Origin of the sequence: Janthinobacterium leeuwenhoeki (assembly GCF_051380795.1) — a bacterium.
Taxonomy (GTDB): Bacteria; Pseudomonadota; Gammaproteobacteria; order Burkholderiales; family Burkholderiaceae_D; genus Janthinobacterium.
On sequence record NZ_JBNYXT010000002.1, the window covers coordinates 256,495 to 278,450 of the forward strand.

The window sequence follows — 21,956 nt, forward strand, 5'->3', positions numbered from 1 at the left end:
CTTTTCAAGCGTGCGCCAGCGCGCCCTCATTCTCCAGCAAGTCGCACAGCTGGCGGTACTGATGCTGGTCGAGCATGGCCTGCAGCGGCGCCAGCAACGGTGCCGCCGCAGGCGGCAGGGTTGCCAGCAGCAGGGCCACCCTGGCCAGGTTCAATTCGCGCAGCGCCGCCAGCAAGGCCGCGCGCTCTTCCCCGGCCAGCAGCAGCAAGTCTTGCGCCTGCAATGCCGGCGGCGCCTCGGGCGCCGGCACTGCCAGCCGCGCCTCGGGCAGCGGCACCTGCACGGGCGCCTCGGCCGCCTGCGCGGGTATGCTGAAACGGAAGCTGGCGCCCTGCCCCGGCATGGATTCCAGCGTCAGTTCGCCTTTCATCAATTGCACGAATTCGCGCGAGATGGCCAGGCCCAGGCCCGTGCCATCCTTCGGCCCCGCGCTGTCGGCCTGCACGAAAGGTTCGAAAATGCGCTGCTGGTCCTCCTGGGCGATGCCGATGCCCGTGTCGCTGACGGCGAACGACAGCATCCATTGATCGCCATCGCGCCGTTCGCCGCGCACGCGCAAGGTGACCTCGCCGCCGCCGGCAAACTTGACGGCGTTCGACATCAGATTCAGCAGCACCTGGCGCAAGCGCGTCGCATCGAGCAGCACGGCCGCCGGCACGTCAGCGCAATCGAGGCGCAGGGCCAGTCCCTGCTGCTCGGCGCGCATGCCCAGCATGTCCATCACTTCCTGCAACAGGGGCGCCAGCGCCACCACGGCCGTCTGAGCGTGCAGGCGCCCCGCCTCGCCCTTCGACAGTTCGAGGATTTCATTGATCAGGGTGAGCAAATGGTTGCCGGAGCGGTGGATAATGGCCAGGTTGCGCTTTTCATCGTCCTGCATGTTGGGCGAGGCGGCCATCAGGCGCGAAAAACCGATCACGGAATTCAAGGGCGTACGCAGTTCATGGCTCATGTTCGCCAGGAAGGTGCTCTTGGCGCGGTTCGCCGCGTGCGCCTGGCTGACGGCCACCGACAGGGCGCTGGTGCGCTCGGCCACCAGTTCTTCCAGGTGATGGCGGTGGCGCAGCAGTTCCAGTTCGGCCTCGCGGTGCGCCGTGATGTCGTAGTTCGACCCCACCAGGCGCATGGGCTGGCCCTGCCCGTCGCGAAAGATCACGGCGTCGGCCTTGATGTAGCGAATGGCGCCGTCGGGCCACAGGATGCGGTACTCGTGCGTAAAGGCCTGGCCGGCGTCCAGCGCGGCGCGCAGGGCCGCCTTGGCGGCCGGCACGTCGTCCGGCACCAGCGCCGCGCGCCAGATGGCCGCCGGCGCCATGCTGCTGTGCGCATCGGCCTTGAACTGCGCGTACATCTGTTCATCCCACTGCAATGCACCGTTGCTGACGTTCCAGTCCCAGATGCCGATGCTGGCCGCGCCGGTGGCCATCTGCACGCGCTCCTCGCTGCGTTGCAGGGCGCGGTAGCGGCTGTCCAGCAGCGCCACCATGTCGCGGATGGAACGGTACAGGGTGCGCAACTCGCCCAGGAACCACGCTTTCGGCGGCGTGCCGAACGCTTCGCCCTGCCCCGCCTTGACGCCGGCCGCGTACTGGCCAATCGCCTTCAGGGGCTTGAGCATCAGGCACCACATGAGCAGCCAGATGCTGGCCACCAGGATCACGTCGAGCGCCACGATCATGGCGCCGATACCCAGCGCGCGTTGCCGCAGTTGCGCGTGCAGCAGGGCCGGCGTCGCATACACGGCCACGTTGCCGATGACTTGTCCTCCCATCGTCACGGGGCGCCGCTGCACCAGCCAGCCCGGCTCCGCAGACAACGAGGAAAAGCTGTCGATGGCGCCGCTCGCAGTGCGGCGCAGGACCAGCGCTTCCTTGCCGATGCCCGGCATCAGGGAACTGGCCACCAGTTCGCGCTTGCCCAGCGTGCTGCGCATGATGGCCTGCATCTGCTTTTCATCCAGGTTCCACAAGGGCAGTTCGATGGCCACGGCCAGCTGATCCGCGCTGACGGCCAGGCTATGCTGCAGCTGCAGCCAGCGCTGTTCGCGTTCGGTCTGGTAAAACAGCACCGCAAACACCAGCAGCAGCGCCGTGACGACACAGGTCAGCGCCACGCTGACGGCCAGCACGATGGAAACGCCGCCCAGGCGCGCGTCTTTGGGTAAGTGAAAAGTCATGCCTCCTCGCCCTGCGGCTCGCTGGCCAGCTGCGCCAGCAAGGCGCACAGCGGCTGGTACTGATGCTGTTCCAGCATGGCGGCGATGTGCGCGGCCAGTTGCGGCAGGCTGGTCGCCACGCCGGCCAGCACGATGGCGCTGCGCCGCAAATCGAGGGCCTGCACGGATTCGAGCAGCGCCTGCCGCTCGGCCGCGCCCAGCTGGCCCAGCGCCTGCTGCAAGTCAAAGAGGGCCGCCGGCACGCGCGGCGAAGTGGCGGCAGTGCGCTGGAAGCGCACGCCCAGTTGCTGCTCCAGCATGGCGAACAGGTGTTCCTGCTCGATCGGCTTGCGCAGGAAACCGTCGGCGCCGGCTGCCAGCGCTTCCTGCTTTTCTTCCTCGAAGGCGGAAGCGGTCATGATCACCAGACGCGGCTGCACCAGTGCCGGCTGCGCGCGCAGCCAGCGCGTCAGCGCCAGGCCGTCCATGTCCGGCATGCGCCAGTCGCTGAGCACGATGTCGTAGCGCTGCGCCGCCAGCATGGCTTGCGCCTGTACGCCGCCCGCCGCTTCCCGCAGCTGGAAGCCCAGCGGCGCCAGCAAGCCGGCCAGCAGCTTGCGGCAGTTGTCGTCATCATCGACCAGCAGCACCATGCGCCCGCGCTGGGCCGGCGGCAGACGCGCCACGCGGCCCGGCGCCAGCGCCGCGATGGCCGGCTGCTGCAGCACCGGCGCGCACAGCTCGAAACTGAAGCGGGAACCTGCCCCCAGCGTCGATTCGACGCGCAGCTCTCCGCCCATCAGGCGCACGAATTCGCGCGAAATGGTCAGCCCCAGTCCCGTGCCGGCCTGCGCCACAGCGCTGTCGGCCTGCACGAACGGTTCAAAGATGCGTTCCAGGTCTTCTTGCGCGATGCCGCTGCCCGTATCGCGCACGGCAAACGCCAGCGCCACTTGCCCATCGTCTGCCCCCTGGCAGGCCAGCGACAAGGTCACGCTGCCCTGTTCGATGAACTTGAGCGCGTTCGACAGCAGATTGAGCAGCACCTGGCGCAGCTTGGCGCCATCGAGGCGCACCAGCGGCGGCACGCCGGCACGCTCAAGCCGCAAGGCGATGCCCTGGTCGCCGGAGCGCATGCGCACCATCTCGAGCACCTCGTCGAGCAAGCCGTTCAAGTCCACGGGCCCCGCTTGCAGCTGCATGCGGCCCGCCTCGATTTTCGACAATTCCAGGATATCGTTGATCAAGGTCAGCAAATGATGGCCGGCGCGGTTGATGATGGCCAGGTTATGCTTTTCTTCCTCGAACATGCTGCTCGAATCGGCCATCATCTGCGAAAAGCCGATCACGGAATTCAAGGGCGTGCGCAATTCGTGGCTCATGTTGGCCAGGAAGACGCTTTTCGCGCGGTTCGCCGATTCGGCCTCGGTGACGGCCACGGACAGGGCAGCCGTGCGCTGCTGCACCAGTTCCTCCAGATGGTCGCGGTAGCCGAGCAGCTCCTGCTCGCTGTGCTTGCGCTCGGAAATGTCGACGATGCCGCTGCGCACCAGGCGCCGCCCTTCCATCGGCAAGCGCACCAGCCGCACTTCGCAGGGAAAGATGCTGCCGTCGGCGCGCCGCACATTGCGTTCAACCAGGATGGGTTCACCCAGCATGGCGCGGCGCAGATGCTCTTCCGTCATCAGGCCCAGCGGCAAGCCGTCGGGCTGCTCCCTGCTATACAGGTCAAACGGCCCACGCGCCAGCAGCGCTTCGCGCGACATGCCCAGCATGCGCTGCGCGCTGCTGTTGGCGTCGACAAAACGGTCCTGGTCCAGGTCATACACGACGATGGCTTCGGGCGCATGCTCGACGAGGATGCGGAAACGCTGCTCGCTTTCGCGCGCCTCGCTCTCGGCACGGCGCAAACGCCGCCGCTGCAGCAGCAAGGCGCTCAGCAAGCCGGCCATCACGATGAAGACACCGGCCACCAGCAGCACGGCAACGCGGTGTTCATGCCACAGTTGCGGCGGGCGGTTGAAGAACAGGGTGTGCGGCGGCAGCTGGCTGAAATCCGCATCCCAGCGCTGCAGCTGTTCCCAGTCATACATGGGCACCGGGCGGACGGGCGGCAGCAAGGCGCCCGGTGCGGCAGGCGCCTTGCCATCCAACACGGCCAGCGACATCTGCGCCACTTGCTGCGCGGCCCCTTCGATGTGCAAGATGGAGCCGCCCAGGATGCCCTTGCCCACGTTCGTGTTGTACATGCCGAACGCGGGCACATTCGCCAGCCGCGCCAGTTCCCCTGCAAACTGCACGGGCGTGGCGATGGCGCCGGCCACGTCGCGGTTGACATTGCCCGCCACCAGCAGCGTCTCGGCGGGCAAGTGCGCCACGGCCGCGCGCATCTGTTCCAGGGTCAGGTCATCAAGATAGCGCATGGCTACCTTGCCCTGCCACGCCTGCGCCGCCTGCTGCATGCGGCGCTTCAAGGCCTGGTCGGCCTCGCTGGCGCCGACGGCCATGACGATGGTTTTGGTCTCCGGGAACAGCGCCATGGCTTGCGCCAGGGTGCCGGGAAAATCGACATTCGCCTTTTGCTGCCAGATGGATGCCGGACTACCGGCCGGCAAGGCCTTGCCCGAGGTGTTAATCGCCAGCACGGGCACGCCGCGCGCCAGCGGCGCCAGGTCCGACAGCAAAAAATCGAGCGCCGGCTGCTGCATGGCGATGATCAGGTCGGCCTTGCGCCCCATCATCTGGGTGTATCTTAAAAGCAACAAATCACGCATTTCATTGCGCAGTGCCGGGTCGCCCTGGGTATTCAGGTTCAGGTGCTCGACCATGATGTCTTCGCTGTCCAGGCCTGCGGCGGCCATGGCGGCCACATAGGTGCGCGTGTACGATTCCACGCCGGCGCGGCCGTAATCGTAGGCATTCAGGAACAGCACGCGCTGCCCCTGGTGCGACGGCGCAACTGCCGGTGTCGCAGCCGGCACGGCGGCCGGGGCTGCGGCAACACAGAACGCCAGCAGCAATGCGCGGCCACAGCGGCGCACCGCTGCCCTGCCCATCACGCCATCAGGCCGCAAGCCGCCCGGCACATCACGCATCATTCGCCATGCCCATGCTCACTCCCGCCTGTCACCATGTTTCAACACTGCGCCGACTGCTCAGCCACCGACATTCACAAAAACATGATAACTTCAACTGCGGGGGCAAGTCTATTCCTTAGGGCAATCTTTTCAGAATGCATCCGCTCGCAATGCCAGCCACCGTTACGCGGCGGTGCCGCTGATACCGAACAATTCCAGCTTCAGCCCTTTTATGCCGGAGGGCACATAAATTGCAATCGCCTGGGCCTTGATCATGCTGTCATAAATACTGCCCTTGCTATTGATCGAAAAGTAATACGTATTGGGCCGCACCGGTACTTCCGCAGGAACCTGGGCCATATGGCGCAATTCAGCGCCCGGAAGTGCCCGGCCCAGTAATAGTTCGATATTGTCCGGAGACGAAATTTTGAACTGCAAGGGCACCGTGGCGACCAGTTCCAGCGCCGGCATATCGGCGTTTACCGCAAGACAGAGTTCGGTCTGGCGGTCAATCCGCTTGGCATCGAGCAAGCCGTGATAGTGCGTGTTTTGTTGCGTGTCGTTGGACAGCGCAATCGGGAAGTAACGCGACAGCAGCACAGTATCGATGAGATCGCGAATGATGCCATCGAGCTTGCCGAAAGCGGGAGCCGCGTCATCGTGAGAATAGGCCGGCAAGTCGCTCAGTGTATATTTTTTCGAAAACGTCATCAAGCCACCAGCCAATGCCATCAATTTTTCAAACAAATACACGGGATGGTGGTGCCGGTAACTGGCGCAATGACTGAGCGTGGCGCTGGCCGTGCTCAAGGTATTGAGCATCCAGAACGATGACACATCCCCGCCATGAAATTCCAGCGTATTGTTACCGGGCTGACGGTGGCGGCTGTACAGCGCCTCAATTTTCGCGCCCATGCGGTCGATCAGCGAATCGAGCATTTTCTGCAGCGCAGACTCGGCGCTGATGCTCAGACCAGGCGGAATGAAAGAGGCATCGATTTCAAAGCTGCCATTGCCGGCGCGGTACAAACGGATCACGGGGATGGCAAGATAATCATTCAGGGGGTCCAGTTGCGACAGCAGATACACGCGTTTTTTCAGATAAGCCACGTCTATGCTGACTGCCTCGCTGTACAGATCCGGGGTTTCGATATCCGCCTGGACATAGCGCGCGCCGGCAGAGCTCACATTGCCGCCATGCGCCTGCAGCGCGGGTAGCGCGGCATAAAAAGTAAAACTATGTTCGCTGGAAGGCAGCTTGGACAGGTCAACCGCACTGGGTAATACATCGCCGAGCGGCGCTTCAAACAGTTCTCCATCCTGAAAGACGAGCGACATGCTGTCCGCCCGCAGGCTATTGTTGGCCAGTGCATCCGCATTCCAGCTGACGCCATGCACGCCCCATAAATGGGGATTGATCAACGAGGCCAGACGCTGCAGGCGCGCTTCATGGTAGCGGTCCAGCTGCTGGAACTGCTGAGGACCGATGGCCAGGCCCTCGGACCAGAGTAATTTGGATGGCAATGTCATTGCGTTCTCCATGTTGAGCGTTGGAATCTTGCTACCTTGCCAGTCTGATGCTGCCAGCCTGGAAGTCCTTGATGTTGCGCAGCAAGCCTGTTCGACTATTTGCGCAAACGCAATTTACCTTGGCGCAAACGCCCGGATACTGGCCATTCCGCCGCGAAGACACAGGAAACGAGAAATGGAGGACTTGCTACCGTATTTCGAACGCGAATTGGTGATGCTGCGGCGGCATTGCCGTGAGTTTGCCGAACGCTATCCTAGAATCGCCGGCAAATTGCACATGTCCGGCGAGTCTTGCGAAGATCCGCACGTCGAACACTTGATCGTATCGGTGGCCATGCTGGCGGCACGCATCTCAAAACGGCTCGATGACGACTATCCGCAATTTACCGAAGCCCTGTTCGAAGCGCTATTCCCACATTATCTGCGTCCCTTTCCATCGTGCAGCATCGTGCATCAACCCGCCGCGGCGGCTGGAGCGGGCATATTGCACCTGCCTGCCGGCAGTGAAATGGACGCAACGCCTGTGCGCGGCGTGCGCTGCCGCTTCAAGACGGTCTACGCCATGACGACCGGCGCATCAGTACTGGAAAGCGCGGTTTTCGATGCCATGATCAAGGCGCCGCCAGGCGTGCGCCTGCCTGCACCAGCGACTTCCTCGCTGAACATCGGCATCCGGCATCTCGACGTAGCGCCCGCATCGCTGCGCGTTTGCATCGATGGCGAAGCTTCTTTTGCCGCCGCATTGCGCGATGCCTTGTTCATGCAGACAGTCTGCGCTTTTGTGTCGATCGACGCGCTGCAATGGTACGCATTGCCTTCCGTGCCTGTGACGCCCGTCGGCTTCGCCGACGCGGATGCCTTGATACCTTTCGGTGCGCGCTCGCAGCCGGCCTACCGCATCCTGAGCGAGTACTTTGCGTATCCGGAAAAATTCAATTTCTTTGACATCGATATCGCGGCGCTGAGTGCGGCGCTACCGCCTGCTTGCCAGCGCTTTACCCTGCATCTGTGCATGGCCGGTTTGCGGCCCGATTCCGCTGCGGCGCGCATGTTGTCCAGCATTTCCAGCGAAAACTTGAGGCTGGGCTGCAGCCCGGCGGTCAATCTCTTCCGCCAGGAAGGCGTGCCGATCGCCGTCACCCGGCAGAAAACCGACTACTCCGTGCTGGCCCATGCCACCCATGCGCATGGTTACGAAGTCGTCTCCGTCGACACGGTGCGTTTGTTGCGCCAACGGGGAGGCGAAAGCACGCTGACCGAATTTCGCCCGCTGTACAGCCTGCGCCATGGCGAAGGTGCGGCGCAACAAGGCCATTATTGGGTCGTGCGCCACGACTTGGCTTTGGCCATCAAAAGTCCTGGTCACGAAAAGAAGATTACGCTGGTCGATGGCGACTTCAATCCCTTGATCAACGAAAAGGCCAGCCTGTCGCTGTCGCTGACCTGCAGCAACCGCGATCTCCCGCTGTCGCTCAAATACGGCCAGCCGCAAGGCGACTTGCAACCGTGCGGTGGCGGGCCGGCACTGCACATGCTGCGACGCCCCAGCCAGCCGCGCCGCTTCTCACCGGGCGCGGGCCTGCACTGGCGCCTGATTTCGCACCTGACGCTGAATCATCACGCGCTGGTCCAGGAAGGCCTGCCGGCGCTGCGCGAAATGCTGACGCTGTATGACCTGTCCCAATCGGCAAGCTCGCAGCGCCAGATCGGCGGCATCGTCGCGCTGGCACACTCGCCGACCACGACCTGGCTGCGGCACCAGCGCGGCACCTCGCTGGCGCATGGCGTGGAAGTGCGCATCACGCTGGACGAGGAAGCGTTCGTCGGCAGCGGCATGCACCTGTTTGTGCAGGTGATCGATCACTTCCTTGGGCTGTATGTGCAAATCAACAGTTTCATCGAACTGGTGGTGCTGTCACTGCAAAGCGGAAAGGAGCTGATCAGATGCAAACCAAGAAGCGGACTGCAGAATCTGGTGTAATGCACCACTTGCTGGCCGAGCCGTACCGCTACCAGTTCGTGCAGGCAGTACGTATTCTCCTGTGCTGGCTACGCAGCCAGAATGTGTCACATGCGCAAGCCTTCAGCCAGGTGTTGCGCTTCAAGAACAGCCTGTCGTTGAGTTTCCCCGCCAGTGAAATTGAGCAGCTCTCGCTCGATGACAATGACCAACTGACCCTGATACCGACCTTCATGCGTTTTCTGGGCGTCGGCGGCACCTTGCCCTTGCACCACTCGGAACGCATCGCCGCTCACCGCTTGTCGGGCAAAGACGCTGGCGTCTCGGCCTTCCTCGATATCTTTTCGCACCGCATGGTCGCACTGTACTACCAGGCATGGGAAAAATATCGACTGGAATCGACGCTCCAGACCCAGGCAAAAGATGCACAACTGCCTTTGCTGCTGGCACTGGCCGGCGTGCGGCGCACTGCGCTGCCGTCGAGCGCCGAACCTGATGCCGTGACGCAGGACGTCGCGGCCTGGTACGCTGGTCAGCTGCGCTGCCGTCCCGTCTCAGCGCAAGCGATTGGCCCCGTGCTGGCGGAGTACTGCGGCGTCCCCGTCGCCTTGCAACAATTTGTCGGTGGCTGGGACTATCTGGAAAAAAATCGGCGCAGCCTGCTAGGTAGTGTCAACTTTACCCTGGCGCGCGGCGCAACGCTTGGCCTGCGGCTGTGGCGCCAGGACATGCGCGTCTGCCTGCATATCGGGCCGCTGGATCCTGCCGGCCTGCAACGCTTCCTGCCGCGCAGCGCAGGTGCGGCCGCACTGGCAAAGATGCTGGCGCTGTTTGGCGTGCCGGACTTGCAATATGAAGTGCGGCTGATATTGAGTCCGCCATGCATTTGCCCCCTGCTCCTGAGCTCCCCCCCTTCAGAAAGGCGGCGCCTTGGCTGGACGACGTTCTTGCAAACCGCACAAGGCAAGGCAAGCGGCGCCGAAGTACGTTATTTGCTGCAATTGGCTTGAGCAGTTCATCCCTGGAAAGCGAGGCAAACATGAAACATGCGGGACGCGGCGTCATTCGGCTCGGAGACGCAACCGATCACGGAGGCAAGGTCACCAGCGCATCGTCCGGCAGCACCGTGATGGGAAAGACGGCGGCGCTGGCAGATGACACAACCTTCTGCCCCAAGTGCAAGGGCAGCTTTCCGATCACGCCCGATGGCGCCGGCGCAAAACACATGGGCAAGCCGTACGCCTATGACGGCGATGCCACCGCCTGTGGCGCCCACCTGATCACATCGCTATAACGGAGGCAGGCCATGCATGCAAGCATCCACGCGGCACTGTCGGCCTTCGACCTCGCCGCGCAAGAACGGCGCCTGCTGAAGATCGATTTCCCCCATGCAGATGGGCCGGAGGGCGCCATCCTGCTGGTCAATTCGCTGACTGCCAGGGAAGAAGTATCGCGCGACTTCTGCTTCGAGGCCGAATTGCTGTCCGATGACGCGCATATTGCGCTCAAGGCCATGCTGGGCCGCATGGTGACCATTTCGATGCTGCGCGACGATGGCACGCTGCGCCACTTTAACGGCTATGTGGGCGAGTTTTGCCTGCTGCGCGCCGATGGCGGCTTTGCCTGGTACCGCATGGTGCTGCAACCATGGCTGGCCTTCGCCCGGCTGCGCCAGGACAATGTCTCCTTTCATGGCCAAAGCGTGATGCAGCTGACCGAGACGACCTTTAGCCACTACGCACAGCGCGACTGGAAAACCAGTATCCATGGCGACGACCCACAGATCACTTGCGCCAACCAGCACAACGAAACCGACTACAACCATCTGCACCGGCGCTGGGAGGCGCTGGGCTGGCATTACTGGTACGCGCACCGCGCCGATGGCCATACGCTGTGGCTCGCAGATAACAGCACCTTCGCTGACATCATCGATACGGCGTCCGGCGACGGCGCCATGCGCTTTCACGCCGCATCGGGTTCCATGGAAGACGATGGCTTGCAACAGTGGCAAGCCGTGCGCAGGATCGGCTCCGGGCAGCTGACCTTGGCCAGTTTCGACTACAAAAAACCGCAGCCACGCCTTGCCAGCGGCTATTCCCTGAATCGCCAGGGCGATGTATTTGCCCACGAACTGTACGAAAACACGGGCGCTTATGGCTATAAAAATGTCGATGATGGAGAAGCTCTGGCACAGCGCCGCATGGAGGAAAGCGACCATCTGCGCCAGTATTTCGAGGCGGGCGGCAATCATCGTGGCGCACAGCCTGGCCTTTGCTTCCGGCTCGATGACCATTTCAGCGCCGAAGAAAAACGCTGCCAGCCTGGCCAGGAGCGCCCGGACAGTATCGCCGAACGCGAATACCTGATCCTGTCAGTGCTGCATAGCGCCAGCAATAACTATCAGGCTGGCCCCAGCGCACCTTCCCACTATGTCAACAATATGCTGTGCGTGCGCCGCGACATCCGTTGGCGGCCGGGCCGCAGCTACAACAGCACGCCATGCATCGTTGCCGGCGTGCAGACGGCGCTGGTAGTCGGGCCGGCCGGGGAGGAAATCCATACCGATGCCCTGGGACGCATCCGCCTGCAATTTCACTGGGACCGCCTGGGTACATTCGATGAACGCAGCTCGCCATGGATACGCGTCATGATGCCAATGGCGGGGCCGCAAATGGGGCAAATCGCCTTGCCGCGCGTGGGGCAGGAAGTCGTCGTGCAATTCCAGGACGGCAATATTGACCACCCTATCGTCATCGGCGTGGTCTATAACAGCGACAATCCGCCGCCGTGGCAACTGCCGCAGCAGCGCGCCCTGTCGGGCGTGCGCAGCCGCGAACTGGGCGCCCGCAGCGCCAACCACCTGGTGCTCGACGATACCAAGGGAGCGATCCAGGCACAGCTGCGCAGCGAGCACCAGGATAGCCGTCTGTCATTGGGCAACATCACCCGCATCGACGACAACGCCGGACGCAAGGAAGCGCGCGGCGTGGGCTTTGAATTGGCCAGCAATGCCTGGGGCACCCTGCGCGCTGCCAAAGGCATGCTGATCACCACAGAAACATCAACAGGAACGGGATCCGTCAAACAGCTCGACGAAACGCAAGCACGCCTGGCGCAGGCACGCCAACTGCAAGAGGGACTGGGCGGCATGGCCGTCGACGCGGGCGCGCAGGACAGCGCAGCGCAACAAGGCGCCGTGGCCGAGTCCATCCAGCGGCAAAATGCCGCCATCAAAGGCGCCGGCGGCGATTTCCCGGAGCTATCCGAGCCGCATCTGCTGCTGGCCAGTCCGGCCGGCATCGAGCTGAGCACGGCTCAGTCCCTCCATCTGGCCGCCAGCGAGCATGTGGCGCTTACCAGCAGCAAGCATATTTCACTCGCCAGCGGCGACAGCATGTTCGCCAGCATCGCCAGGAGCTTCAGCCTGTTCGTGCACAAGGCCGGCATGAAACTGATTGCGGCCAGCGGCAAGGTGTCCATCGAAGCGCACAGCGACGAGGTGGAAATCCTCGCCCGGAAAGTGCTGTCGCTGATCAGCGAAGCGGACTGGGTCAACATCAAGGGCAAAAAAGGCATCCGCCTGCACGGCGCCAAGCACATGCTGGAAATCAGCGACAAGGTGCAGTTCTTCACCTCCTCGCCCGTGCTCTTCAACGGCAACTTGGAAACCTTGGCGCCGAAGAGCGTGTCGCAGGAATTTAATGAGCGGCCAGTAGCTCTTTTTGATCAGGCAGTCCGACTGCTGGAAGTCGATGGCACACCCGCCCCCGATATAGCCTTTGAGCTAATACGCGAAGATGGCCACAGAATCAGTGAAAAGAGTAGCAGTGACGGGCTCACCCCAGTACAGAAAGGAGACGGCATGGATAGCTACACAATACGCTATAAGGGAGAACTTCCATGAATGACGATACGGATTTGAATGAGCATGGCAATCATCAAGGCGAGTTTCGGCAGACTGTTGGTGGGTGGGCTGAATACACCGTCAATATGACAGAAATCAACGACACGATCCGTCATGACGTAACCATTCCCCCTGGGAAAATAATTCCTATCATCTTTTTACCAGGCGTGATGGGTAGTAATTTACGCATGAGCAAGGTACGCCAGAAAGAGCTGGACAAAAGCGATAACATCTCCTGGAGGCCAGATGACATGATGAGCGTGGCCGGAAAATGGAGTGTCGTAGAAGGTTATGGCATCGGTGGATGGTATAAAAATGCATCACCGAGAGATCGACAGATGGCCCTTGACCCAAATGAAACCGAAGTCGAATATTATATTTACAGCACAAATCAGGGAAGATTTGAACCTAGTGGAAGCCTCACAGGACTTTCCGATTTTCGTCACACCAACATTCCACATGATTTTGCTGGAGTGCCGCCATTGATTGCCATTAGTCCAAGAAAAATAAAAAAGAATGCAAGGCACAACATTCCAGGCATATTAGATACCACCTTGCCCCCAGCCTTGCGTGAAACACCGGCACAAATTGCACGTTGGCGCGGCTGGAGCGAGATACTTTTTATTGGGGCTTATGGTGAAATGCTAAAGACTGCGGAATTTTTCATGAATAACATTGTCAGAGAAAAAAATATTCTTCCCCATTGGCAGATAAGAGACATTCACTCTAAGAAAAATCAAGGTCCATATCCTGAAATTTCAAAATTAGTGCTACAAGCACCCAGCGCATTCGGTGCCACATCCGGTGCTGCAATTACCGAGGCTGATCTAAACAAAATATCTCCATGCTGGTATCCTGTTCACGCCATGGGCTACAACTTCTTGCAGAGCAATGCTACCTCTGCTGGCGTCATCGCTGAGCGGATACGTGGACTTGTCAAAGGCTATGTGGGCTGCGGATTCAAATGCGAAGAGGTCATTCTCGTCACACATAGCATGGGAGGTCTGCTTGCCCGCACCTTAATGCATCCAAGTTATGGAAATCTTGTTAACGACAAGGAAGTAAAAGTACTTGGCGTCTATCATAACGTCATGCCGTCGATAGGTGCGGCAAGCGCCTATAAACGTATGCGCTTCGGTTTTCTGGAAAAATCTGGCCCATTCAATAAAAAGACGGCACAAGTTCTGGGAATTGACGGAGAGCATGCAACTGCAATGGTAGCAAATGCTCCAGCTGCATTGGAAATGATGCCGAGCGTTGCCTACGGAGCGAATTGGCTTAAAGTTGTGGACGACAAAGATCAAATTTTATGGAGCTGGCCGCAAGAAGATCAGAACGCACTCGATAGCATTTATCTACGACCAAGCAATAATTGGTGGCGCCTTATTAATCCAATGTGGGTAAATCCAGCAAACATTTCCAATGAAAAAGGTGGCGGACTAAAAAATGTAACCCAGCGAATAAAAGATGCTTTTGCATTTTCACAGTCCATCGAAAAATACTTCCACAAACAAACATACGCTAGTTACTGCGAATCAAAAGACTACCTATCTTATGGCGAGGTAATCTTCAAAGTTACTGACGGTATGGGTGGTGGACTGACAGATTTTTTTAAGAAATTCACTCCTCCTCATGCAGAGAAATGGAAACTAATCAACGATGATGCAAAAGGAATCCTAACCGTTCAAACTGGATCACGCATACTAAAACTCAAGTTGCAGCCTGCAAAAGAACTTGGAGATGAAACAGTTCCAGCAATCCGATCTGCCCGCCATATTACAGGAAATATTTTTCGTCATGGATTAGCAGATGGTAGCGGCTATGAACACCAAAATAGTTACTTGAACAAAAACGTGCTCGCATCTATGCTTTACTCCATAATTCAAATTGCAAAATTGGCAAATTGGGATAAAAAATGAAACCAATTTTTATTAAATATATTTTAATAATTGTCATATTTTTTCCCATAATTTCTTGCACAAAAAACTCTATAACCAAGGAGGAAATCGTGTCTGAAAAAACGAAATTGAATGGGCGATTAGAAAAAATGTTTTCAGAAACTAAATTATTATGTTTCGGCCGCTACGCCTTGAAAGTTCCTGTCGAATCAAAACTTATTATTGGAAGCAATACTATTGACGTTGAAAAAATAACATCCGATAATTTACATTTTAAAATAAAAAAAGACATAGAAGAAATTTTAAAAAAAAATAAGAGCGCAGAAATCACATACAACCTTGAAGGGCCAATTAAAAATAGCTGGCAATTACGCTATTACAACAGCAGTCATGCGAAGGAAATGAAATTTCTATTTTTTAAAACTTATATTACAAAAGGAAATTTTACATTTATTGCTGGAGATGCTGTAGATGTGGATATCGGTGAACGAGAAGAAGAAATTGCTCGTCGACAGCTGCTTCTCGCAAAAAACATACGGTTGCGTGATACGGAGGAAATTCCTTCAGATCCTGGCGTTTGCTTCGAACATGGCTTCCTGGTAGAAAGCTTATATAAAGAGCAAGAAATTGATAACGTCGGAATTCATTTTCCAAGTATTCCTGATATAACTTTTTCGGTGAGTTCCAACAAGGATGCATACGGCGATTACTCTTCAGAAGAATTTGAGAAGCGCCTGCGTGGCGAATTATCCTTGCTCAGCCGCATACAGAGTGCAAAAGACATACAGGGAGCGACTTATCCCAAGCGAAACTTGTTACGCGAAGGGAAGCGGGACGTTCAGCATTGGAAGGGGGAAGAGTCACTCATCCTGCGCCCTGATGGAGTACATGATTTTGAATGGGCATTGGTAGGCAAACCGAAAGACATCGCAAATCCATCAGTATTGGAAGTCAAGATGTACACCAAAGTCGCCCACAACATGGTCGGCGCCGCCGAAGCCGCGTCGCTGACGGACGAAGAAGCCATCGCCTTGTGGGACAAGCTGCTGTCCGGCTTGAAGTTCCGGGTGAAAGTGCCGGGTGCGCCGCCTGGCTCGTACTACATCGATGCGGACAAGCCGGCGCAATGACCGCTGGATTAGCTCATGCTGGCGCCATGCCAGCCATTGCGCTAGCATGCTGCTTTTGCCTGGGAAGCTTCCATGCCCATCACCCTGCGCCCCGCCCTGCCCTTTGACATCGACGCCCTGTGGGCCCTGCGCACGGTGGCCGTGCGCGTTAGTTGCGCCACGCACTATGCGCCCGAACAGATCGCCGTGTGGACGGCCTCGCCCGTGCCGGACTCTTATGCGGCCATGCTGGTTGCCGGTGGAGGCATCGTGGCGATGCAGGACGAGGCCATTGCCGGCTACGCCATGCTCGATGCGGATAAACACGAAGTCGATGCCGTATTCGTCGATCCGGCCCGTGCGGGCCTGGGCATCGGCAAGCGCTTGCTGGCGGCGCTGGAGCAACTGGCGCGCGAGCGCGGCATGGCGCGCTTGCAGCTGTCTGCATCGCTGAACGCCGTGCCGTTTTACCGGGCCGCCGGCTTTGTTGTCTTGCGCGAGGAAGCGTATGCGCATGCCAGCGGCATCAGCCTGGCCAGCGTGGCGATGGAAAAGACGCTCGCGGCCGCCTGAGCCGTCAATCGCCTGTCGCAGCAGCTTCGGACTCGGCCAGGCAGTGCTACAGTTTCGCGATCAGGGCGCGCACTTCGTTGTCGCCCAGATCCAGCGGATCGTCCTGCGCGTCGACGGCGATCAGGCAGATGGCCGAGCCGTCGTACCAGGCGTCGAGGCGTTCTTCCTGATTATTCATATTGTCTGACTTCATCTCGCAGATTGGTGAGCAGGTCGGCCGGCGCCGCGATGCTGGCACCGCCTTGCGGCACGGGAAACACGGAAGCCAGCTGGCCATTGCTTGCCATGCCAGGCAGCCACTTGTTCAGGAAATCACCAAGCGCGATGGCACGCGGCAGGAAATGCTCCCAGTCGCCGCTGGCGCACGCCTGCGCAAACGCGGCTTCCGGCCAGAACGGGATGGCGACCTTGCCATCGACTTGCGCCGTGGACCAGCCGTCGTGGCACAAGCCCCATACTTCTTGCGTATCGGCTACCTTGCGCACAAAATAGGCATGGCGTTCGGCGGACGACAGGCCCGCCACCTGCTTGAACTTGTCAGGATGCACGGTTGTCTCCTACCCCATCCCATACCCGCAGCTGCGGCCCGCACCAGCCCGTCACCATGTCGAGGGCGTCCAGTATCACGTCTTCCAGCGGGCCGTCCTGCATAGACGGACGCCATTCATGCAGCAAGGTGGCCACTTGCGCAGCCGTCACGCCGTTGGCCTGGTAGCGCAGCGTGAGCAAACCTGCCCTGGCGTCCAGCGCGGCCAGCAAGTCCCGGTCGATGTCGACGATGATGGTTTGCGTGGTTTGCAGCATCTCAATCCGCCTCCCATGCGATGTTGGCAGGCCGCGCGCCGCGTGTCCTGAAAAACGCGACAAAGGCACGCTGGCATTGTTCCACCTCCACGCACCATGCTTCCGGATACTCGTCCACCTGGCCGTTGGACAGCAGGTAGCTGCAAACGCCGTCTGCCTCCTCGTCGCCCAGCGAGTGAAAACTCAACTCATCCTGCCCCGACAGATACATCAGCCAGGCATTGCCGCCATTGCGCAGCATGCACAGGGCCGGGCCCCGTTCCGCGTCCGTGGCCCTGGTCAGCCACAGTTCGCATTGCGCCAGCGCACGCGCTTCCTGCAGCGCCTGTTCCAGCGCCAGCACGCTGTCAAGCACACGCGGCTCACCGTGCAGATTCAATTCCATCGTCATGCCGGTTCTCCACTCTTTTTCCCGCTCAAATCGTTGGTCGCCAGCGCCGTGCTCAGGTAGAGCTTGCCGCTCAGGTCTTGCAGCAGGCTGCTCTGGCGCAGGCGATCCATCACGGGCCCCTTCACTTCGGCCAGGTTGAGACTGATGCCGCGCTTGATCAGCGCGCTGTTGAGTTCGATCAAGCCCAGCAAGGCCGTGCTGTCGATCTGGTTGACAGCCGACAGCACCAGCACCAGGTGGCGCGCCGTCGGGTGGCCGCGCAACTCGTCTTCCACGCGCTCCGTGACGGCTTCGACGTTGCCGAAGAACAGGCCAGCGTCGATGCGCAGCAGCAAGACGTCGGGCAAGGTTTGCGCCTCGTAGCGCTCCACGTTGCGGAAGTGCTCGCTATTCGCGATACGCCCCAGCACCGCGATGTGCGGACGGCTGGCGCGCCAGATCAGGGTGCCCATCGACAGCAGCACGCCGATCACCACGCCCGCTTCCACGCCCAGCACCAGCACGCCGGCCGTGGTCGCCAGCAGGGCCAGCGCATCGCTGCGGTCGTAGCGCCATGACAATTTCAAGGTGTCCCAGTCCAGCAGGCTGCTCACGGCAAAGATGATGGTGGCCGCCAACACCGGCAGCGGCAGCAGGGCCAGCCAGCCCGTGGGCGCCACCAGCGCCAGCGCCAGCAACCCGGCCGTGATGATGCTGGCCAAGGGCGTGTTGGCGCCCGCCTGGAAATTGACGGCCGAGCGGGAAATCGAGCCCGTGACGGGAAAGCCGCCCGACAGCGCGCTGGCCACGTTGGCCGCGCCCAGGCCCAGCAGTTCACGATTCGTGTGCAGTTTTTCTCCGCGTTTTTGCGCCAGTGTCTGGGCGGCGGACATGCTCATCAGGAAGATGATGAAGGCGATCAACAGCGCCGGCGACAACAGGGTGCGCCAATGGGCGCTGGAGGTGGCCAGGTTCAGGCCGGGCAAGCCGCTGGGCACGTGGCCCGTCGTCTGCACGCCCATCGCTTCCAGGCCGCCATAGGCGACGAGCGCGATGCCGGCCAGCACCAATACCATCGGCGCCAGGCGCGCGCCCACGTCGGCCGCCACCTTGTTCAAGCCGCAGCGCTGCAGCAGGCGCGACGCGTAGCGCTTGGCCAGCCACAGGAACAGCAGGCCGGACAGCCCAAGCACGAGGCTGGGCGCATGCCAGTGCGGCCAGGTGGCGCCCAGCAAGGGCGTGATCTGGCCCCAGATGATCAGGATCGCCGCGCCATTGCTGAAACCACTGATCACGGGGCGCGACAAAAAGCTGGCCATGAAGCCCAGGCGCAGCACGCCGCACAACAGCAGGACCAGGCCGCTGATGAAGGCCAGCTGCGCGGCCAGCACGATATATAAGGAGGAGCCGGGGTCGGCCAGCGGCGCCAGGGCGGCGGCCGTCATCAGCGAGACGATGGCCATGGGGCCCACCGATTGCGTCATGCTGCTGCCGAACAAGGCGTACAGCAGGGGCGGCAAGATGCTGGCGTAGATGCCCACCACGGGCGGCAAGCCCGCCACCAGCGCGTAAGCCATGCCTTGCGGCACCATCATCATGGCGACAACGATACCGGCAGTGATGTCCCCGGCCAACAGAGGACGCCGGTATTGCCTGAGCCAGAGCAGCATGATGAAATCCCAAAATCTGAAAACCGAAGCCTATCATGCGACGAGGCCGGCTGACAGGGGGGCGTGCTTAGTGCGCCAGCAATTGCGCCTTCACGGCAGCGAGGATTTCCGCCGACAGGGCTTCGTCATCGACCGAACGGGCCAGCACCATGGCGCCCACCATGGCGGCAAACGTGGCGATTGCCTGCTGGCGCCGCCGCTCTTGCGTGCAATCGGGTACGCTGTCGGGCAGCAAGCCTTCCAGCAGCGCGAACTGCTGCTGCGTCGCCTTGGTAAAGGCGGGACGCGCGCCGGGCGACATGCGCGCCACGTCGACGCCCATGGCCGCCGCCGGGCAACCACTGCCGGGTTGGTCGCGGTGCCGGGTGGTCAAATAGTTATCGATAATGGCCGGCAGCGCCCGCTGCGGGTCGCTGGCGACCATCGCCCGCCAGCCTTCCAGCGATTTCTCCAGCGCATGCTGGCAAGCCTCGATCATCAAGGCTTCCTTGGAGGCGAAATGGCCATAGAAGCCGCCATGCGTGAGGCCCGCGTTCTTCATCAGGTCGGCCACGCCGATGCCGTCATAGCCTTTTTCGCGGAACAACCTGGCCGCCACGTCCACGATGCGCTCGCGGTTCAGCGCCGCCTGTCCCCTGCTTACTTTCATGCTGCCCTCCCACATTGATGTCGATCATCATATAACTTTACGCCTGTTTGCGCCACTCTGTTAGCAAGCGCACCGTTGGATACGGGTGCCGCGCCGATACTGAATCTTCGTTTCCAGGGAGGCCAGCATGAACGAGAACAAGGATCAGTCCGCCGGTAACTTGCAGCGCAGCATACAGCAGGAGCAGGATAGCCGCGATGCCGCCAAGCCAGGCCAGGAAAGCAAGCAGCCCGTGCAGACAGGCAGCCGCAGCCAGCCTGCCCCGCCCCTGCCAGCCCAGCACCTGGACAAGCCCGGCATCGAAGCGCAGATGCAGTTGAAGCCCCGTTTCCTGGCGCCAGACTACTGCGGCAGCGGCAAACTGGCCGGCATGGTGGCCATCATCACGGGCGGCGATTCGGGCATCGGCCGCGCCGTGGCCGTGCTGTATGCGCGCGAAGGGGCCGATGTGGCCATCATTTACCTGAACGAACACGTGGACGCCCACGAAACGAAACGCTACGTGGAAGCGGAAGGCCAGAGCTGCCTATTGATTGCCGGCGACGTGCGCGAGCAGGGCTTTTGCCAGGACGCCGTCAGTCAGGTGCTGGCCAAGTTCAACCATATCGACGTGCTGGTAAATAATGCCGCCTTCCAGGAGCATGCGGAATCGCTGCTGGACCTGAGCGAGGAGCGCTTCGACCTCACCATGAAAACCAATGTGTACGGTTACTTTCACATGGCCAAGGCCGTGCTGCCCCACTTGCAGCGCGGTGCGTCCATCATCAACACGGGCTCCGTGACGGGCTTGCAAGGCTCGAAGCACTTGCTCGACTATTCCACCACCAAGGGCGCCATCCATGCATTTACCATGGCGCTGGCCGGCAACCTGCTCGACAAGGGCATCCGCGTGAACGCCATCGCGCCCGGGCCCGTCTGGACGCCGCTGAATCCCGCAGACAAGTCGCCCGAGGACATCAGGACATTCGGCGCCGACACGGACATGCGCCGCCCGGCCCAGCCCGAGGAATTGTCGCCCGCCTACGTCTTCCTGGCCTCGCCCGCCTGTTCCAGCTACATCACGGGCATCATCCTGCCCGTCACCGGCAGCGTGGGGAACTAGGCCATGGCGCGTGCACTGTGGAAAGGCGCCATCAGCTACGGCCTCGCGCACATCCCCGTCGAGCTGATTTCCGCCGGCCTCGAGCATGAACTGGATTTATCCATGCTGGACCGGCGCACGCCTTGCCCGCGAACGGACTGGCATCAACGGCCAGAGAATCGAGGCGGCTGGGGCTGCCAAGTCCCCTTGTCCCAGATGATGGCCTTGCCCGCGCCATATTGTTTTTCGGGGATCATGCCGTCAAAACCCGCCTAAAAATAAGATGGTCTTCCACCTGCACCGCCATGCGCTTGTCGCGCGGACCGTAGCTGGGCCCTTTCGGCACGGCCCGGCTTTTCATCGTACCGTCCAGCTCCAGGCGGAAATCATCGTCCAAACGGTTGGCCCAGTGCTTCTGGATGACGAAGGTGAGCATCTCGCCCGCCTCCTCGCCACCATCCGCAGGCTCGGGCGTGACAGCGAAATTACGCTTGGCTTGATCGGCTTGCAAGGCGGCTTAAGTGCCTGCCCCGGCAAATGTAAGTGTTTGTAATTAGCCTGAATCGCTGTCAACGCCATTGCCGCACGGCGCGTTTTTGCCTCAGTAACAGGGGAAATGCATCTCCTGAACTACCACCCCACTTCTTGAGGAACTGCAACATGAAAAAACGCATTTTCAACTTGACCGCTACTCTGATCGCTGGCTTGTTCGCTACCGCAGCCTTTGCTCAAACGCCAGCCGTGCCGGCCAAGGCCGAAGCCCAGCACACCAAGGAAGTGGCAAAAGCGGAAGCCAAGGAAACCAAGGCCGTCGTGAAAGCCGATGCGAAAGAAGCAGTCGCCGCCGCCGATGCGAAAGCCGATATCGCCAGCGCCAAGGCCGACGCCAAAGCTACCAAGGCCAAGGCCCACCACAAAGCCAGCAAGGCCAAGGCGAAAGCCGCCGAAGACAAGGCTGAAGCGACCGCAGCAGCCAAATAATCGCCACCGCGCCATTGCGGGAGGCAGCATGTAAAAAGACAGCTTCGGCTGTCTTTTTGCATTTTCATGCCGACTTTTACAATTAACGTCGCTTAAATCACCTTATTGTAAGCAAGTGTAAACAAGGTCAACCGTAACCTTCCGGGCCGCGTTTTCTGCTCAGTGACACGGGAATCATCCCGGCACGAACAGACA

The 21,956-nt window shown here is 60.4% G+C and carries 18 protein-coding genes and 1 pseudogene; 9 read left to right on the forward strand and 10 right to left on the reverse strand.

Annotation, left to right across the window (positions count from 1 at the left end; translation table 11 throughout):
- Nucleotides 1-4 precede the first annotated feature (4 nt).
- The 3 genes from ACQ4WS_RS03085 to tssK all read right to left on the reverse strand — a co-directional run bounded on the left by ACQ4WS_RS03085 (nt 5) and on the right by tssK (nt 6,774).
- A complete protein-coding gene (locus tag ACQ4WS_RS03085; RefSeq protein ID WP_436473548.1) occupies nt 5-2,176 on the reverse strand; it encodes a sensor histidine kinase in 2,172 nt (723 codons plus the stop codon).
- Nucleotides 2,173-5,253 (reverse strand): ATP-binding protein, encoded by a 3,081-nt coding sequence (locus ACQ4WS_RS03090; protein WP_436473550.1) that lies wholly within the window; start codon nt 5,251-5,253, stop codon nt 2,173-2,175. Before ACQ4WS_RS03090 ends, ACQ4WS_RS03085 begins: the two co-directional genes overlap by 4 nt.
- A gap of 162 nt (nt 5,254-5,415) precedes the next feature.
- A complete protein-coding gene (gene tssK, locus ACQ4WS_RS03095) occupies nt 5,416-6,774 on the reverse strand; it encodes a type VI secretion system baseplate subunit TssK (protein WP_436473552.1) in 1,359 nt (452 codons plus the stop codon).
- A 163-nt stretch (nt 6,775-6,937) separates the two neighbouring features.
- Between tssK and tssF the strand changes: the two genes are divergently transcribed.
- The 7 genes from tssF (at nt 6,938) to ACQ4WS_RS03130 (ending at nt 16,206) form a co-directional block, all read left to right on the forward strand.
- Entirely contained in the window at nt 6,938-8,743 is a 1,806-nt protein-coding gene (gene tssF / locus ACQ4WS_RS03100) for a type VI secretion system baseplate subunit TssF (RefSeq protein ID WP_436473554.1), read from the forward strand.
- Nucleotides 8,743-9,732 (forward strand): type VI secretion system baseplate subunit TssG, encoded by a 990-nt coding sequence (tssG, locus tag ACQ4WS_RS03105; protein ID WP_436473556.1) that lies wholly within the window; start codon nt 8,743-8,745, stop codon nt 9,730-9,732. Before tssF ends, tssG begins: the two co-directional genes overlap by 1 nt.
- Nucleotides 9,729-10,016 (forward strand): PAAR domain-containing protein, encoded by a 288-nt coding sequence (locus ACQ4WS_RS03110; protein WP_436473558.1) that lies wholly within the window; start codon nt 9,729-9,731, stop codon nt 10,014-10,016. The genes tssG and ACQ4WS_RS03110 overlap by 4 nt, the downstream gene beginning before the upstream one ends.
- A gap of 12 nt (nt 10,017-10,028) precedes the next feature.
- The gene (locus ACQ4WS_RS03115; RefSeq protein ID WP_436473560.1) at nt 10,029-12,626 is read left to right on the forward strand and encodes a type VI secretion system Vgr family protein; all 2,598 of its coding nucleotides are present in this window, start codon (nt 10,029-10,031) and stop codon (nt 12,624-12,626) included.
- Nucleotides 12,623-14,545: an esterase/lipase family protein gene (locus tag ACQ4WS_RS03120; protein WP_436473562.1), complete on the forward strand. Its 1,923-nt coding sequence runs from the start codon at nt 12,623-12,625 to the stop codon at nt 14,543-14,545. Before ACQ4WS_RS03115 ends, ACQ4WS_RS03120 begins: the two co-directional genes overlap by 4 nt.
- Nucleotides 14,546-14,634: 89 nt before the next feature.
- Entirely contained in the window at nt 14,635-15,654 is a 1,020-nt protein-coding gene (locus ACQ4WS_RS03125; protein WP_436473564.1) for a T6SS immunity protein Tli4 family protein, read from the forward strand.
- A 72-nt stretch (nt 15,655-15,726) separates the two neighbouring features.
- Nucleotides 15,727-16,206, forward strand: coding sequence for a GNAT family N-acetyltransferase (locus ACQ4WS_RS03130; protein WP_436473566.1), 480 nt, complete (start codon nt 15,727-15,729; stop codon nt 16,204-16,206).
- Between the two features lie 46 nt (nt 16,207-16,252).
- On the opposite strand, the gene ACQ4WS_RS03135 is transcribed toward ACQ4WS_RS03130, so the two are convergent.
- From ACQ4WS_RS03135 to ACQ4WS_RS03160, 6 genes are all read right to left on the reverse strand, one after another.
- The gene (locus ACQ4WS_RS03135; protein WP_436473568.1) at nt 16,253-16,384 is read right to left on the reverse strand and encodes a hypothetical protein; all 132 of its coding nucleotides are present in this window, start codon (nt 16,382-16,384) and stop codon (nt 16,253-16,255) included.
- On the reverse strand, nt 16,377-16,754 hold the full coding sequence (locus ACQ4WS_RS03140; protein WP_436473570.1) for a DUF2750 domain-containing protein: 378 nt from the start codon (nt 16,752-16,754) through the stop codon (nt 16,377-16,379). Before ACQ4WS_RS03140 ends, ACQ4WS_RS03135 begins: the two co-directional genes overlap by 8 nt.
- Nucleotides 16,744-17,010, reverse strand: a complete 267-nt coding sequence (locus ACQ4WS_RS03145) for a hypothetical protein (RefSeq protein WP_436473572.1) — start codon at nt 17,008-17,010, stop codon at nt 16,744-16,746. The genes ACQ4WS_RS03140 and ACQ4WS_RS03145 overlap by 11 nt, the downstream gene beginning before the upstream one ends.
- Before the next feature lies 1 nt (nt 17,011).
- Nucleotides 17,012-17,401: an Imm1 family immunity protein gene (locus tag ACQ4WS_RS03150; RefSeq protein ID WP_436473574.1), complete on the reverse strand. Its 390-nt coding sequence runs from the start codon at nt 17,399-17,401 to the stop codon at nt 17,012-17,014.
- Nucleotides 17,398-19,050, reverse strand: a complete 1,653-nt coding sequence (locus ACQ4WS_RS03155; protein ID WP_436473575.1) for a SulP family inorganic anion transporter — start codon at nt 19,048-19,050, stop codon at nt 17,398-17,400. The genes ACQ4WS_RS03150 and ACQ4WS_RS03155 overlap by 4 nt, the downstream gene beginning before the upstream one ends.
- A gap of 67 nt (nt 19,051-19,117) precedes the next feature.
- On the reverse strand, nt 19,118-19,699 hold the full coding sequence (locus ACQ4WS_RS03160) for a TetR/AcrR family transcriptional regulator (RefSeq protein WP_436473577.1): 582 nt from the start codon (nt 19,697-19,699) through the stop codon (nt 19,118-19,120).
- A 127-nt stretch (nt 19,700-19,826) separates the two neighbouring features.
- Here ACQ4WS_RS03160 and ACQ4WS_RS03165 point away from each other — a divergent pair, with 127 nt between their 5' ends.
- Nucleotides 19,827-20,801 (forward strand): SDR family oxidoreductase, encoded by a 975-nt coding sequence (locus ACQ4WS_RS03165; protein WP_436473579.1) that lies wholly within the window; start codon nt 19,827-19,829, stop codon nt 20,799-20,801.
- Nucleotides 20,802-20,971: 170 nt separating this feature from the next.
- Here the strand turns inward: ACQ4WS_RS03165 and ACQ4WS_RS03170 are convergent.
- Nucleotides 20,972-21,291, reverse strand: a pseudogene (locus ACQ4WS_RS03170) (DNA polymerase ligase N-terminal domain-containing protein); the annotation flags it as partial.
- A gap of 149 nt (nt 21,292-21,440) precedes the next feature.
- Here ACQ4WS_RS03170 and ACQ4WS_RS03175 point away from each other — a divergent pair.
- Nucleotides 21,441-21,761 (forward strand): hypothetical protein, encoded by a 321-nt coding sequence (locus ACQ4WS_RS03175; RefSeq protein ID WP_436473581.1) that lies wholly within the window; start codon nt 21,441-21,443, stop codon nt 21,759-21,761.
- Nucleotides 21,762-21,956 lie beyond the last annotated feature (195 nt).

What these genes read in the sequence shown, in the direction of transcription:
- ACQ4WS_RS03160 (WP_436473577.1), bottom strand. Translation starts at nt 19,699, where the DNA reads ATGAAAGTAAGCAGGGGACAGGCGGCGCTGAACCGCGAGCGCATCGTG.
- ACQ4WS_RS03120 (WP_436473562.1), top strand. Translation starts at nt 12,623, where the DNA reads ATGAATGACGATACGGATTTGAATGAGCATGGCAATCATCAAGGCGAG.
- ACQ4WS_RS03085 (WP_436473548.1), bottom strand. Translation starts at nt 2,176, where the DNA reads ATGACTTTTCACTTACCCAAAGACGCGCGCCTGGGCGGCGTTTCCATC.
- ACQ4WS_RS03090 (WP_436473550.1), bottom strand. Translation starts at nt 5,253, where the DNA reads ATGATGCGTGATGTGCCGGGCGGCTTGCGGCCTGATGGCGTGATGGGC.
- ACQ4WS_RS03150 (WP_436473574.1), bottom strand. Translation starts at nt 17,401, where the DNA reads ATGACGATGGAATTGAATCTGCACGGTGAGCCGCGTGTGCTTGACAGC.
- ACQ4WS_RS03165 (WP_436473579.1), top strand. Translation starts at nt 19,827, where the DNA reads ATGAACGAGAACAAGGATCAGTCCGCCGGTAACTTGCAGCGCAGCATA.
- tssK (WP_436473552.1), bottom strand. Translation starts at nt 6,774, where the DNA reads ATGGAGAACGCAATGACATTGCCATCCAAATTACTCTGGTCCGAGGGC.
- ACQ4WS_RS03135 (WP_436473568.1), bottom strand. Translation starts at nt 16,384, where the DNA reads ATGAATAATCAGGAAGAACGCCTCGACGCCTGGTACGACGGCTCGGCC.
- ACQ4WS_RS03175 (WP_436473581.1), top strand. Translation starts at nt 21,441, where the DNA reads ATGAAAAAACGCATTTTCAACTTGACCGCTACTCTGATCGCTGGCTTG.
- ACQ4WS_RS03130 (WP_436473566.1), top strand. Translation starts at nt 15,727, where the DNA reads ATGCCCATCACCCTGCGCCCCGCCCTGCCCTTTGACATCGACGCCCTG.
- ACQ4WS_RS03155 (WP_436473575.1), bottom strand. Translation starts at nt 19,050, where the DNA reads ATGCTGCTCTGGCTCAGGCAATACCGGCGTCCTCTGTTGGCCGGGGAC.
- tssF (WP_436473554.1), top strand. Translation starts at nt 6,938, where the DNA reads ATGGAGGACTTGCTACCGTATTTCGAACGCGAATTGGTGATGCTGCGG.
- ACQ4WS_RS03115 (WP_436473560.1), top strand. Translation starts at nt 10,029, where the DNA reads ATGCATGCAAGCATCCACGCGGCACTGTCGGCCTTCGACCTCGCCGCG.
- tssG (WP_436473556.1), top strand. Translation starts at nt 8,743, where the DNA reads ATGCACCACTTGCTGGCCGAGCCGTACCGCTACCAGTTCGTGCAGGCA.
- ACQ4WS_RS03145 (WP_436473572.1), bottom strand. Translation starts at nt 17,010, where the DNA reads ATGCTGCAAACCACGCAAACCATCATCGTCGACATCGACCGGGACTTG.